The sequence below is a fragment of the Amycolatopsis halotolerans genome (assembly GCF_042647905.1).
GTDB classification, from domain to species: domain Bacteria; phylum Actinomycetota; class Actinomycetes; order Mycobacteriales; family Pseudonocardiaceae; genus Amycolatopsis; species Amycolatopsis halotolerans.
Map to the genome: position 1 here is coordinate 140,666 of NZ_JBHRWI010000029.1, position 12,742 is coordinate 153,407.

Annotated in this window: 15 protein-coding genes and 1 pseudogene; 9 read left to right on the forward strand and 7 right to left on the reverse strand. The window is 69.5% G+C overall.

Going from position 1 to position 12,742, the window contains the following annotated elements:
- Positions 1–19: 19 nt before the first annotated feature.
- From ACFORO_RS25160 to ACFORO_RS25175, 4 genes and pseudogenes are all read left to right on the forward strand, one after another.
- Positions 20–583 (forward strand): annotated as a pseudogene (locus tag ACFORO_RS25160) (GrpB family protein); the annotation flags it as partial.
- Between the two features lie 25 nt (positions 584–608).
- A complete protein-coding gene (locus tag ACFORO_RS25165; protein WP_377874798.1) occupies positions 609–1,550 on the forward strand; it encodes a D-2-hydroxyacid dehydrogenase family protein in 942 nt (313 codons plus the stop codon).
- Between the two features lie 158 nt (positions 1,551–1,708).
- Positions 1,709–3,034 carry an HNH endonuclease signature motif containing protein gene (locus tag ACFORO_RS25170; RefSeq protein WP_377874796.1) on the forward strand — a complete coding sequence of 442 codons (1,326 nt, stop codon included), beginning with the start codon at positions 1,709–1,711 and terminating at the stop codon, positions 3,032–3,034.
- A 146-nt stretch (positions 3,035–3,180) separates the two neighbouring features.
- Positions 3,181–3,453 carry a transposase gene (locus ACFORO_RS25175; protein ID WP_377874794.1) on the forward strand — a complete coding sequence of 91 codons (273 nt, stop codon included), beginning with the start codon at positions 3,181–3,183 and terminating at the stop codon, positions 3,451–3,453.
- Between the two features lie 74 nt (positions 3,454–3,527).
- On the opposite strand, the gene ACFORO_RS25180 is transcribed toward ACFORO_RS25175, so the two are convergent.
- The 5 genes from ACFORO_RS25180 to ACFORO_RS25200 all read right to left on the reverse strand — a co-directional run bounded on the left by ACFORO_RS25180 (position 3,528) and on the right by ACFORO_RS25200 (position 8,297).
- On the reverse strand, positions 3,528–5,030 hold the full coding sequence (locus ACFORO_RS25180; RefSeq protein WP_377874792.1) for an alpha/beta hydrolase: 1,503 nt from the start codon (positions 5,028–5,030) through the stop codon (positions 3,528–3,530).
- Entirely contained in the window at positions 5,027–5,842 is an 816-nt protein-coding gene (locus ACFORO_RS25185) for a serine hydrolase domain-containing protein (protein ID WP_377874790.1), read from the reverse strand. Before ACFORO_RS25185 ends, ACFORO_RS25180 begins: the two co-directional genes overlap by 4 nt.
- Positions 5,843–5,966: 124 nt before the next feature.
- The gene (locus ACFORO_RS25190) at positions 5,967–6,236 is read right to left on the reverse strand and encodes an HPr family phosphocarrier protein (protein ID WP_377874788.1); all 270 of its coding nucleotides are present in this window, start codon (positions 6,234–6,236) and stop codon (positions 5,967–5,969) included.
- A 28-nt stretch (positions 6,237–6,264) separates the two neighbouring features.
- Complete coding sequence (locus ACFORO_RS25195; RefSeq protein WP_377874786.1) at positions 6,265–7,503, reverse strand: PTS transporter subunit EIIC; 1,239 nt, start codon at positions 7,501–7,503, stop codon at positions 6,265–6,267.
- Positions 7,500–8,297, reverse strand: coding sequence for a GntR family transcriptional regulator (locus ACFORO_RS25200; protein WP_354745243.1), 798 nt, complete (start codon positions 8,295–8,297; stop codon positions 7,500–7,502). Before ACFORO_RS25200 ends, ACFORO_RS25195 begins: the two co-directional genes overlap by 4 nt.
- Before the next feature lie 242 nt (positions 8,298–8,539).
- Here ACFORO_RS25200 and ACFORO_RS25205 point away from each other — a divergent pair, with 242 nt between their 5' ends.
- Positions 8,540–8,776 (forward strand): PTS glucose/sucrose transporter subunit IIB, encoded by a 237-nt coding sequence (locus tag ACFORO_RS25205; protein WP_344267364.1) that lies wholly within the window; start codon positions 8,540–8,542, stop codon positions 8,774–8,776.
- On the forward strand, positions 8,773–9,228 hold the full coding sequence (locus tag ACFORO_RS25210) for a PTS sugar transporter subunit IIA (protein ID WP_354745241.1): 456 nt from the start codon (positions 8,773–8,775) through the stop codon (positions 9,226–9,228). The genes ACFORO_RS25205 and ACFORO_RS25210 overlap by 4 nt, the downstream gene beginning before the upstream one ends.
- 49 nt (positions 9,229–9,277) lie before the next feature.
- Here ACFORO_RS25210 and ACFORO_RS25215 read toward each other — a convergent pair whose 3' ends face one another.
- The gene (locus ACFORO_RS25215) at positions 9,278–9,703 is read right to left on the reverse strand and encodes a Rieske (2Fe-2S) protein (protein ID WP_377874784.1); all 426 of its coding nucleotides are present in this window, start codon (positions 9,701–9,703) and stop codon (positions 9,278–9,280) included.
- A gap of 102 nt (positions 9,704–9,805) precedes the next feature.
- Here ACFORO_RS25215 and ACFORO_RS25220 point away from each other — a divergent pair, with 102 nt between their 5' ends.
- A complete protein-coding gene (locus ACFORO_RS25220; protein ID WP_377874782.1) occupies positions 9,806–10,192 on the forward strand; it encodes a hypothetical protein in 387 nt (128 codons plus the stop codon).
- Here the strand turns inward: ACFORO_RS25220 and ACFORO_RS25225 are convergent.
- Entirely contained in the window at positions 10,180–10,596 is a 417-nt protein-coding gene (locus ACFORO_RS25225) for a pyridoxamine 5'-phosphate oxidase family protein (protein ID WP_377874780.1), read from the reverse strand. The two genes, ACFORO_RS25220 and ACFORO_RS25225, sit on opposite strands and share 13 nt — an antisense overlap.
- An 82-nt stretch (positions 10,597–10,678) precedes the next feature.
- Between ACFORO_RS25225 and ACFORO_RS25230 the strand changes: the two genes are divergently transcribed.
- Both ACFORO_RS25230 and ACFORO_RS25235 read left to right on the forward strand, forming a co-directional pair.
- The gene (locus ACFORO_RS25230) at positions 10,679–11,629 is read left to right on the forward strand and encodes an AraC family transcriptional regulator (protein WP_377874778.1); all 951 of its coding nucleotides are present in this window, start codon (positions 10,679–10,681) and stop codon (positions 11,627–11,629) included.
- A 216-nt stretch (positions 11,630–11,845) separates the two neighbouring features.
- Positions 11,846–12,712, forward strand: coding sequence for a prepilin peptidase (locus tag ACFORO_RS25235; RefSeq protein ID WP_377874777.1), 867 nt, complete (start codon positions 11,846–11,848; stop codon positions 12,710–12,712).
- Positions 12,713–12,742 lie beyond the last annotated feature (30 nt).

Sequence of the window (12,742 nt, forward strand, 5' to 3'; positions counted from 1 at the left end):
AGCATCAGGGGGATCCACTGTGACCAGGCAACAGTTCGGCGAGGAAGAAATCCAGGCGGCATGGGTGGGCGAGGCGCCGAAGCTCGGCACCACCGTCACGCTCGCCGAGTACGACCCGGAATGGCCTCGGCTCTACGACATCGAGGCGTCGCGGATCCGCGCGGCGCTCGGGGAACGCGTGCTGCTGCTCGAACACGTCGGCTCCACCTCGGTGCCGGGCCTCGCCGCGAAGCCGATCGTCGACATTCTGCTCGAAGTGCCCGATTCGGACGACGAGGCGGCGTATGTGCCCGACCTCGAAGCGGCGGGCTACCGGCTGGTGATCCGCGAACCGGACTGGGAGAAGCACCGCTGCTTCAAAGGCCCGGACACGAACGTCAACCTGCACGTCCATTCGCCGGGCAACGGCCAGACCGAGCGCTATCTGCTTTTCCGCGACCGGCTGCGCGCCCATCCGGAGGAGTTGGCGCTGTACCTGGCGAAGAAGCGCGAACTCGCCGCGCGGGTCTGGGAGTACGTGCAGAACTACGCTGACGCGAAGAACGACGTGATCGACGAGATCATCGAGCGGGCGCGCAACGCCTGACCCTCGGGTTACGGTGGGCGGCATGAAGATCGCGATCCTCGACGACTATCAGAACGTGGCTCTCCAGTGCGCCGAGTGGGCGTCGCTCGGGGCGGAGATCGAGGTGTTCAGCGAGCCGTTCGCCGGGCCGGACGAGACCGTCGCGCGGCTGGCCGGGTTCGACGTCGTGGTCGCGATGCGCGAGCGCACGCCGTTCCCGGCCGCGGTGTTCGACCGGCTGCCCGGGCTGAAACTGCTCGTCAGCACCGGCCGGCGGAACGCGGCGATCGATCTGGCCGCGGCGAAGCGGTGCGGCGTCGTCGTCTCCGCGACCGGGGCGCTGGCCGCGCCGACGGTGGAACACGCGTGGGCACTCATCCTGGCCGGTGCGCGCAATCTGCCCCTCGAGTTCCGTTCGATGCGCGAGGGCGGCTGGCAGGTCGGGCTCGGGATGGCGCTGCGGGACAAGACGCTCGGCCTGCTCGGGCTCGGCAGGCTGGGCGCCGAGGTCGCGCGGATCGGCCAGGCGTTCGGGATGAAACCGATTGCGTGGAGCCAGAATCTCACCCCGGAGCGGGCGGCGGAGCACGGCGTGACGACGGTGTCCAAAGAGGACTTGTTCGCGCGGGCGGATGTGTTGTCGGTCCACTTGGTTCTGTCCGAGCGCACCCGGGGTCTGGTCGGTGCGGCCGAATTCGCCGCGATGAAGCCGTCCGCACTGTTGGTGAACACCTCGCGCGGTCCGATCGTGGACGAGACGGCGCTGCTGGACGCGTTGCGCGGCAAGAAGATCGCCGCGGCCGCGCTGGATGTCTACGACGTCGAACCGCTGCCCTCGGACCATCCGCTGCGGACGCTGGACAACGCGATCCTGACCCCGCACATCGGCTACGTGAGCCGGGAAACGTACGAGATTTTCTACGGCGGCGCGGTGGAGGACATCGCCGCGTTCCAGGCGGGCGAGCCGATCAACGTGCTGACCTGACCGAGTAGGGCCTGCCGGGCGGCGTCGTGAGTGGCGGTTTTGTGGCGTGGCAGCGGATTTTTGGTTCCGGAGGGTGAGTTCGGGCTTTCGCAAGGGTGACGCGGATTCACCGATCTGAGCGACGGAAGAATCGAACATACGTTCTATATCCTGGCTGTATGCCCAGACCGATCGAGAGCCCGGCGGCGTTAAAGCTGGCGGAACTGCTCCGAGACACGCAGCGACAACTGAACACCGTCTATGCCAGGCAGCTGGCGGGCATCCGGGAATTCGAGGCGACCGGCGAGATCATCGAGGGCTATTCTTCGACCGCCGCCTTCCTGTGCGCGGTCTTGCATTTGACCCGCCGAGACGCGCGCACCCGCGTCGCGCAGGCCACCGCGGCTCTGCCGCTGACCGGGAAGGCGCTCGCTGTGGGCGAGATTACCGCGCAGCATGTCGCTGTGATCGCGGAGTGCCTTGCCGACGCCCCGGACTGGCTGACGTCTGAAGACTGTGCCGTGGCCGAGGAAACTCTGGTGACGTTGGCGGTGCAGGCCGATCCAGCTGTGGTGCGGCGTGCCGCAGCGCGGCTGCGCGGCTATTGGGACAGTGACGGCACCGCACCGTCTGGCGACGACACCGGCTCTGGCTCCGGCCAACGCTCCGGCGAGGCGGCCCGGCCGTGGCGGGAATTCCGTTGTCACTGGACCCACACCGGCCGCTTCCGCTTCACCGGCGAGGTCGACGGCGAAACTGGAGCTTTGGTCGAGCAGCTCCTCGTGCCCTTGGCGGCACCGGATCCCGCTGACGCGACCGGCGTTCCGGATCCCCGCACACCCGCGGAGCGCGACGGCGACGCGTTCGCCGCGATCGCCGACCTCGCGGCCAGTGCCCCCGACCTGCCGACCAAGGCCGGCGAACGCGCCGTCGCGACCGTCACTGTCAGTCTGGAGCAGCTGCAAGGCGCTGCCCGCGCGGCGTTCCTGGAGGACGGGACGGTGCTGCCGGTGTCGCGGTTGCGGCGGATGCTGTGCGACGCGAAGGTGTATCCGGCGGTTCTGGGCGGCGAGGGCCAGATCCTCGACCTCGGGCGGTCCGCTCGCACCGCCACTGCGGCCCAGCGTCGTGCGCTGGCGGTCCGGGACCTGGGCTGCACGTTCCCCGGCTGCGACCGAGGTCCGAAATGGACGAACCCGCACCACGTCGTGCACTGGGCCGACGGCGGATCGACTGATCTGGAAAACCAGGCCTTGTGTTGCGAACGCCACCACCGCCTGCTGCACCACAGCGGTTGGCGCATCGCCATCCGGGACAGCGTCGTCTGGTGGATCCCGCCAGCTCTCCTCGACCCGGACCAGAAACCTCTCCGTAATACCGCTCATTACCGACCGCCCGCAACCGGTTCGGTGCCGGTCGCGGCTTCGCCTCCGGCGCCGCCGGAAGTTGCTCAGGCACCCGGCTCGACGGCGGAGTCCGGCATGACGGGAGCGGCCTTGCGATGACCGGACCACACTGGGTTCGAGGGCGGGCTCGCCTGCTCTGGGCTTGTTGTTTAACCAGGTGGCGATGGTGCGTGGGCCCGGTTGATCATGGGTGAAGCCTCTTGGTTGATCGTCTCTTTCTTGCGGCAGAAGGAAGATCACAACCGATGGCTTCAGTTGATCAGTGTGCACGAGGCCGGCCGGGCGGACGCGTTGTTCGAGCTGCCCGACGCGGCGCTGGCTACGACGCGATCAACCACGGCCGCATCGAGACCGACCGGTTGCGCACCGCCCTGGCACGCCTGCCCGTGCCTCGTGCCGCGAACGGGCGGATCGTGCTGGCCGTGGACGTGTCGCACTGGCTGCGTCCGGACCCGCGTGCAGTCCCGAGCGGCGGTTCTGCCACACCTACGCCCGCGGCAAGGGCCAAGCCCAGATGATCCCCGGCTGGCCTTGCTCCTGGCTGATCCTCACCCTCGAACAACACCGCAACCACACCGGTTAAACAACAAGCTCAGGGGAATGCCCGCACTGTCGGCGGGTAGACCGTCCCGTCCGGAGGCAAGGTCAGATCCACGAAATACCGTGCCATTGCGGCGGAAGCGGCCGTGCTGGGCACATCGAGCGTCGTGTGCCCGGCACCGTCCACCACTGCCACGTGGCCGTCGCCGAGTTCCCGCGCGGTGGCTTGAGCGTTGGCGAGCGGCGTGACCGGGTCGTTCCGGTTGGCCAGGATCAGGATCGGATGCTGCCGCGACCGGTTCCACGGACCGAGGTACCGGTCCTCGTCCCGCGCGGGCCAGCCGACGCACTGCGCCATCGAAAACACCGGCGCGACTCCGAAGTACGGCTGGCGTTTCACTTCAGCGGCAGCGAGTTCAGTGTAGCTGGCGGTGTCTTGCGGGAGTTCGCTGTCCAGGCACTGCACGGCGAGGAAGCCGGGCGAATGCGTGGGCACGCGGGGGTCGAGCACCGGCGCGGGGGAGACCGCTGTCGACGGCACGAGCCCGGCGAGCGTCTTCGCCAGCCGCGGCCACCGGGACGATTGATACAGCGCTCGGTCAATGGTCTCCATCAACGACGAGACCGTCATGCCGCCGACCGGACCGTGCGTCAGCCGAGCGAAGACCGAGGCGAATTTCTGTTTCAGGTCACCGCCCGCGAACGCGCATTTGCCCGGTCCGGCAGCGTCGCAGGCGGCGAAGAACGCTTCGAGTTCCTGCTGCTGAGCCGTTGCGACGTCGGCGCGCACGTCGACCGGTTCGTGCTGCTGACCCGGTTGTCCGGTGGCGTTCGCGACGAGGTCGAGCGTCCCGTCGAGGACCATCGCGCGCAGTTTGCCGGGGAACAGGTTCGCGTAGGTGCCGCCGAGATACGTGCCGTACGAATAGCCGTAGAAGTTCAGTTGCTGCTCGCCGAGCGACTGCCGGAGCAAGTCCATGTCCCGTGCGACATTCGCCGTCGACAGATGCGACAGCTCGGCACCAGTGCCCGCCGCGCACGCCTTGCCGACGGCCGCGCTCGCAGTCCAGAACGCCGCGCTGTCCCGTAACGGAGAACCGGCCGCCGGCGGCGTTCCCGGGCACTGCACCGGGGCGCTGCCGCCGATTCCGCGCGGGTCGAAGCTCACCAGGTCGAACTTGGCTCGCAGCTCGTCCGGGTACCGCGGACCGAACCGCATCAGCTCGCCGACCCCGTCGGTGCCCGGGCCGCCGAAGTTGATCACCAGCGACCCGACGCGGTGCGCGGGATCGGTGGCGGGCATGCGAATCACCGAGAGATTCAGCTTGGCGCCACCAGGCTCGCGGTAGCTCAACGGAACCGGCGCGGTCGCACACTGGAAACCGCCGTGGCACGGTGTCCAGTCGAGCTTGGGCGCGGCAGCACCGTTGGTGCCCAACGGAAGCGGCGCGTCCGGCGCGGGCAATGCTTGCGGCGCTTGGGTTTGCGCGGCCGGTGCGGAACAACTCGCGACGAGCAGCAGGGCTGACGCGGCCAGCGCGGACCGGAATCTCACGCGGGGAGTTCCGCCAGCACGGCGTCGGTGAACGGCGGCCAGACCTGCGCGGCCCACGGCCCGAACGACCGGTCGGCGAGCCCGACGCAGGCGTGGCCAGCCTCCGGGTCCACCCACAGGAAAGTCCCGGACTGCCCGAAGTGGCCGAACGTGCGCGGCGAGCTGTTCGCGCCCGTCCAATGCGGACTCTTGTGGTCGCGAATCTCGAAGCCGAGACCCCAGTCGTTCGGCTTCTGGTGCCCGAAGCCGGGCAGGACGCCGTTCAGGCCGGTGAACGCGATCTCGGTGGCCGCGGCGAGGGTTTCCGGCGCGAGCAGCTTGGGCGACTGCAACTCCGCGGCGAACCGCAGCAGATCGTCCAATGTGGATACCGCACCGGCGGCGGGGGAGCCGTCCAGCCGGGTCGACGTCATGCCGAGCGGTTCGAAAAGCCCTTCGCGCTGGTACTCGGCGAACTCGATGCCGGAGTGCTCGGCCAGCGCGTCGGCGAGCTCCTCGAACCCGGCGTTGGAGTACAGCCGGCGCGTGCCGGGTTCGGCCATCGCCTTGTGCGCGTCGAAGGCGAGCCCGGAGGTGTGCGCGAGCAGATGCGCGACGGTCGAGCCCTCCGGCCCGGCAGGCGTGTCCAGCTCGACGACGCCCTCTTCGATCGCGATGTGCGCGGTGTAGGCGGTGAGCAGCTTCGTGACCGACGCGAGCCGGAACGGCCGGGCGGGGTCGCCGTGGCGTCCGCGCACCTCGCCGGAAGCGGAGACCACCCCGGCCGCGGCGTTGTCCACGGGCCATTCGTCGATCAGGCGCAGACTCTCCATGCCCGCCAGCGTAATAGGGCCCGCTGAGCCGCTGTTTCGGAGTGCCCTGACGCAACGAACCGTGCGGGGCCCCGGAAGTTCCGGAGCCCCGCACGGTTCGTGTTTTCCCCGTGGAGCGGTATCGCTACTGAGCGTCGAGGTCGGTGGCGACCAGCTCGGCGACGGCCTCGACCGCCGCCTCGGCACCGTCGCCCTCGGCGCTGATGACGACCTCGTCGCCGTACGCGGCGGCGAGGGTCATCAGGTTGAGGACGCTGCCGGCGGCCACCGGTTCGCCGCCGTTCTTGGCGATCCGCACCGCCACCGGCTGGGCCGCGGCCGCCTTGGCGACCAGTGCGGCCGGGCGGGCGTGCAGCCCCACCTTGCTGGCCACGGTGACGCGTTTCTCCGGCATGGTGTACCTCTCTTGCTTTTCTCGGGTGTTACTTCGCGGCCGTGCGCTCGAGGTCGCCCTCGATCGAGTCGTCCTCGCGGCCCGGCGTGCGCAGGTTGAACTTGGTGATCACGACGCGGAACACGAAGTAGTAGATCACGGCGAACACGAGCCCGATCGGGATCAGCAGCCACGCCTTGTGCGCGGTGTCCAGCGACGAGTTCAGCGCGAAGTCGATCGCGCCGCCGGAGAACGAGAAGCCGAGGCGAATGCCCAGCGCGCTGCAGACGGCCAGCGAGATGCCGGTCATCACCGCGTGGAAGATGTACAGCGGCCACGCGACGAACATGAACGCGAACTCGATCGGCTCGGTGACACCGGTGATGAACGCGGTCAGCGCGGCCGAGATCATGATGGAGGCGACCAGCTTGCGCTGCGCGGGACGCGCGGTGTGCACGATGGCGAACGCCGCGGCGGGCAGCGCGAACATCATGATCGGGAAGAAGCCGGTCATGAACGCGCCCGAGCCGTCCACGTGGTGGAAGAAGTTGTTCAGGTCGCCGCCGCCGAAGATGAACCACACCGGGACGTTCAGCAGCTGGTGCAGGCCGACCGGGATGAGCAGGCGGTTCAGCAGGCCGTAGACGCCGCTGCCGACCACCGGCGAGCCCATGACGGCCTTGCCCGCGGAGGTGATCGCCTCGTCGACGTACTTGAAGACCAGGCCGAAGACGACGCCGAGCACGAGCATCGCCAGCGCGGTGATGATCGGCACGAACCGGCGGCCGCCGAAGAAAGCCAGCCAGGACGGCAGCTTGATCCGGTGGTAGCGCTGCCAGAGCAGGGCCGCCACGATGCCGGACACGATGCCGGTCAGCACGCTGTAGGGCCAGTGGATGGGCTGGCCTTCCCACGGTGCCTTGTAGCCTTGCTGGCTGCTGATCGGCGCGATCACCTGGATCACGTTGTTGAACACGACCCAGCCGATGACCGCGGCGACGGCGGTCGAGCCGTCGCCCTTGCGGGCGAACCCGACCGCGATGCCGATCGCGAAGATCAGCGGCAGCCAGTTGAAGATGCTGCCGCCCGCCGCGCCGATCACGTCGGCGGCCTTGCCCCAGTTGAGGCCGTCCTTGCCGAGGACGTCGGGCTGGCCGAGCCGGTTCAGCAGACCTGCGGCGGGCAGGGTCGCGATCGGCAGCATGAGGCTGCGGCCGAAGCGCTGCAGCCCGGCAAGGCCACCGCCCTTCTTCTTTCCGCTAGCCCCAGCCGCGGTGGTGGCGCTCATCGGATACCTCCATTGTGGGGTTGGTCGCCGGAACCCGGGGTGTTCCGGTCCAGCTGCATGGTCACCTGGTAGTGGTCGCCCCGGTACCAGGACGTCATGTCCTCGACCGGTTCGCCGCCCGAGCTGGAGACCCGGCGGAACACCAGGAGCGGACTGCCGGTGCGCATGCCGAGCAAGCGCGCCGTTTCGCGGTCCGCGGATTCGGCCCACACCGTCTGGTACGCCTGGTCCGGGCGGCGCGAGAACGCGTCGGCCAGCTGGGCGTACAGCGAACGGGTCAGGTCGAGGTCGAGCAGGCCGGGGGTCCGGCCCGCGTGGTACCAGCCGCGTTCGACGGCCAGCGGAACGCCGTCGGCACGCCGCAGCCGCACGAGCCGGTGCGCCGCCACGCCCTCGGACAGGCCGAGCGCGTGCGCCGAAGTCACCGGCGGGACCTCGGTCGAGGTCGAGATCACTTCGGTGGTCGGGGTGAGCCCGCGCCGGCGCATGTCGTCGGTGAACGACATCAGGTACACCTGCAGTTCCATCCGCCGGGCGGCGGTGAAGGTGCCCTTGCCCCTGACCCGGGCCAGCAGTCCTTCCTCGACGAGCTTCCCGATCGCCGAGCGGACAGTGAGCCTCGAGACGCCGTAGTGCTGCGCGAGCTCGCGCTCGGACGGGATCGGCGAGCCCGGCGGGAGCTCGCGCTCCACCAGGCGGCGCAGGATCTCCCGCAGCTGGGCGTGCTTCGGGGTCGGCCCGTTCACCACGCGCTCGGCGGGGTCGGACGGCGGAATGTGCGCGGCCGCACTCATCTCGGTGTCACCCTCCCTCGCTTCGCGCACCGGGCCGGTGCTCGCGTCCGCGCCGGAAGATTGGTACGTTCCGGTCTAGACCAATGATCTGATGGGGCAGGATGCTCCGCAGCGAGAGCGGGTGTCAACCACCGTTATCCGTTCGTGGCCGGGCTCGCTCGGCAAGGCGGCAAACGGCGTAGTAATGGTGGCGGAGCGCACCTGTTCCGAGTGGAAAACCAACGGGATACGAGGAGGCCGCGATGGCGGATGACAGGCCGGAAAAGATTCTCGCGGCGCTCGGCGGCGCGGACAACGTCATCGAGATCGAGGGCTGCATCACGCGGCTGCGGTGCGAGCTCGAGGACATGTCCCTCGTGGACGAACCCGCGCTGAAGTCGGCCGGCGCGATGGGCGTCGTGAAGATGGGCTCGGCGGTCCAGGTCATCGTCGGGCCGGAGGCGGACACCATCGCCAGCGACATCGAGGACTTGATGTGAGCCTGCCGATCCTGAGCCCGGTCGCGGGCGAGGTCGTCGCGATCACCGAGGTGCCCGACCCGGTGTTCGCCGAGGCGATGGTGGGCCCCGGCATCGCGGTGAAGCCGTCCGGCGGCCGCGCCGACGCGGTCGCGCCGGTGGACGGGACCGTGGTGACGCTGCACCCGCACGCGTACGTCGTGGCCACTGAGGACGGCCGCGGGGTGCTCGTGCACCTCGGCATCGACACGGTCAAGGAGAAGGGCGAGGGGTTCACCCTGCACGTCGTCAAGGGCGAGAAGGTGCGGGCGGGCCAGCCGATCGTGGGCTGGGACCCCGAGGCGGTCGCCGCCAAGGGCTACTCGCCGATCGTCCCGGTCGTCGGCCTCGACGCGTCCGCGGACGTGCTCGCCGGCCTCGAAGGCGGGCGCACGGTCGCCGCCGGCGACGAGTTGTTCACCTGGAACGATTGATCACCGGAGCCCTTTGTGGACAGTGAATGTCCGCAAAGGGCGATCCCGGTCACGCCGTGACGATCTCGCCGTTCTCGATCTTCACGGCCACTTTGGGCAGCGGCTGGCTCGCCGGTCCCTGCTTCACCGCGCCGGTCAGCGCGTCGAACACCGAACCGTGGCACGGGCAGCTCGCCTGACCGTTTCGCGGCGGGTTCACCGTGCAGCCCTGGTGCGTGCAGACGGCGCTGAAACACGCGACCGTCCCCGCCGACGGCTGGGCCACGAGCACCTCCTGCCCGTCCGGCGTTTTCGCTGATTTCGCTTGGCCCACCGGCACTTCCGCCAGCGCGATCACCTTCCCGCCCGCCTTCGGCGCGGCCTGTCCGGACCCGCTGTCGCCGCTCGCGCAGGCGGTGAGAGCGACGGCGGCGGTCCCTGCGACGGCCGCCCCGGAGACGAGTGCGGAGCGGCGGGAGTGAAGTTCGGCAGTCATGCCCTGTGCAACGAATCGGGGCGGCTTCGGGTGCCGGTGAACCGTCGCGGTCGCCCGTGCGTGTAGTCCGTATCCGGCATTCCGCACGGTAAGGAGACGCCCATGGTGACTACGTGGATGCGAGTGCTGGGCGCTGCGGGCCTGGCGGGCTCCGCGGCGATCCACTTCTACCTGTACTGGGGCAGCGGCTACGCGGACATCCCGGTGGTAGGGCCGCTCTTCTTGGTCAACGGGATCGCCGGCGTGGTGATCGCCGTCGCCCTTCTCGCCTGGCGGCACTGGCTGCCTGCGTTCTTCACACTGGGCTTCGGCGGCGTGACGCTGCTGGCCTACCTGCTGTCGGTGACGGTGGGCTTCTACGGCGTGCACGACCAGTTCAACAGCCAGTACGAGTACTGGGGCGTGATCACCGAAGCGGTGTGCGTGATCTGCGGCCTGGTGCTGCTGGTGCAGGCGATCCGCGCGCGGCGGACGGCTCAGAACGCGTAGCGGTGCACCTTCTCCGGGTGGATGACGACCCGGACCTGGGGGAGGTCTTGCAGGATTTTGGCTCCGGCCTGGCCTTCCGGGGTGCTGAGGTCCCAGTACCGCTCGGCGAGCCTGCGGGCGAGGTCATGCCCGCCGTCGGCCTCGATCGTGACGCGCCCGGCGACGGACACCCAGCGTTCCGGTTCCCCGACCGGCGCCGCGACGACGATCGACGCGCGCGGGTCCTCGCTGAGCTGGCGGATCTTGGCCGAGTCCGGGGCGGTGAACAGCTGGATCGTGCCCTCGTCGGTGGCCTCGAACCACACCGGCCGAGGCTGCGGCGGCCGCGGTCCGGCGGCGACGGTCAGGAAGCCGTGCAGGGGACGGCGGAGGAACTCGAGATCGTGGTCGGTGAGAGTGCTCATGACTGGGATTCAACCGGGCTCGCTTGGACGATCCCATAGGTGAGAAGCCGGATCGCCTGTCCATTCGTCTAACCTCGGGTGAGTGGACGCGTTCAGCGATTTGATCCGCGGGGTCCGGGCGCACGGCTCGTTGTTCGGCTGTACGGCGCTGTCGGCGCCGTGGTCGCTGCGCTTCGTGGACAGTGCCCCGCTGACCCTGTGCACGCTGCTGAGCGGCGAGGGATGGATCGTGCCGGAAGACCATCCGCCGGAGTTGTTGCGCGCCCGGGAGACCATCCTGGTGCGCGGCCCGTTCTCCTTCGTCGACAGCCTGGACACGCCCGCTGTCCCGGTCGAATGCGGCGAGTTCTGCGCCACTCCCGACCAGGGCGGCACCCAGCATCACCTGGGCTGGAACGACCCGTTCCATGGCGAAACCAACCTGATCGTCGGCGCGTACCCGGTCCGGAGCCGCGGCCGGATGTCCGCTTTGCTGGACGCGCTGCCGGTCGTCGTCCGGCCGCCTTCCTCGACCGAGGAAGACCCCGTGCTGCACCATCTGGCCGCCGAACTGGCCGTCGACGCGCCAGGGCAGCAGATCGTCCTGGACCGCCTGCTGGACTGGATGCTGGTCTGCATCCTGCGCGACTGGTTCGACCGTCCCGGCGGCTCGCCTCCGCGTTGGTGGGCGGCGCAACGGGACCCCGTCGTGGGTGCCTGCCTGCGATTGCTCCACGCGGATCCGGCAGCCCCGTGGACGGTCGTCACGCTCGCGGCCCGGACCGGGGTGTCGCGGTCCACTTTGGCCAAGCGCTTCGCGGATCTGGTGGGGGAGCCGCCGATGACGTACCTGACCCGCTGGCGGATGACCCTCGCCGCGGACCTCCTGACGGAACAGCCGTCGATGCCGATCGCGGACGTGGCCCGGGTGGTCGGGTACTCGGACGCGTTCGGGTTCAGTTCGGCTTTCAAGCGGGTGCGCGGGGTCAATCCGACTGAGCACCGCCGGGCTTTTCTTGCTGAGGAAGGGGTTCTGGCTCCGTCCCGGGTCTGAATTCTGTCTCCGCCGCCCGAGGGGCGGTCACCGACGCCGTCCAGGGTCAATCACCGACGCTGCCCTGGAATCAATCACCGACGCGTTGTCGACGAGCCGGGGCACTGCGCCGTTTTGCCTCCGTCGAGTGAACCTTCCGGCGTGTCGCGCACGAGGGGTCCCCTCGCACCCCGATCTGTTTGCCCTGGTCCAAGCCCCGGCGGCAGGCTTGGCCGCATGGTCCTGACAACAGTGCTGGCAGCAGGGGCGGTGGTCCCCGTGCTGCTGGTGATGATGAAGAAAGCCGACGCCCCGATACCGGCCGTGCTCGCCGTGGCGGTCGCCGCCGCGGCAGCCGCAGTGGCCGCCGCACGTGCCGACGCAGGCGCGCTCCCGTCTTGGTGGCTGCCGGTCGCATGGCTGGTTTCGGTGCTAGGCGTACCCCTCGCGTTGGCTGACGCCCGACACCGCCGCCTCCCGGACATCCTCACCCTGCCCGCTTATCCCGCTGTCGCCCTGACAATCACCCTCGCCGCTCTCAGCGGCGGAGGATGGCGACTGGCCGCCGGAGCCGCCCTGGGATGCCTGCTGTTCGGCGGTACGCACTTGATCGTCCACCGCTTGTCAGCGGGCGGTCTCGGCCCCGGAGACGTCAAACTTGCCGGATCTTTCGGTGCCGTCCTGGGCGCGGTCGGCGGACTGGCTCCTGCCGTGGCGGCCGTCCTCGCGGCACTGGTGAGCTTGGCTGCTGTGGTGCCGATGTGGCTGATCCGCCGGATCCGCCACTTCCGCGATTCGCGAGCTTCTACCCTCGCGCCATCCCGTCAACCCGGCCCGGCAGCCGCTGCCGCTGTGCCGACCGACGTCACCGGCCTGCCAACCGTCCCGGGTCCTGTGTCAACAGCCGCTGCTCCCACGCCAACCGTCCCCGCGCCGCCAACCGTCCCGGCTCCCGCGCCGACGTCCGCAGCCCCCACGCTGTCGACGAACCCCGCCAGCTCCCGAATCCGCGCCGGTCCCCTCCGCGTCCCCTACGGCCCCGGCCTGGTTCTGGCCACCTGGGCGTGCGCGGTCTTCCCAGCCGCTGGAACGGGCATCACCTGAGGCCAGGGGCTCTGCCAGGCCGCCGGACAG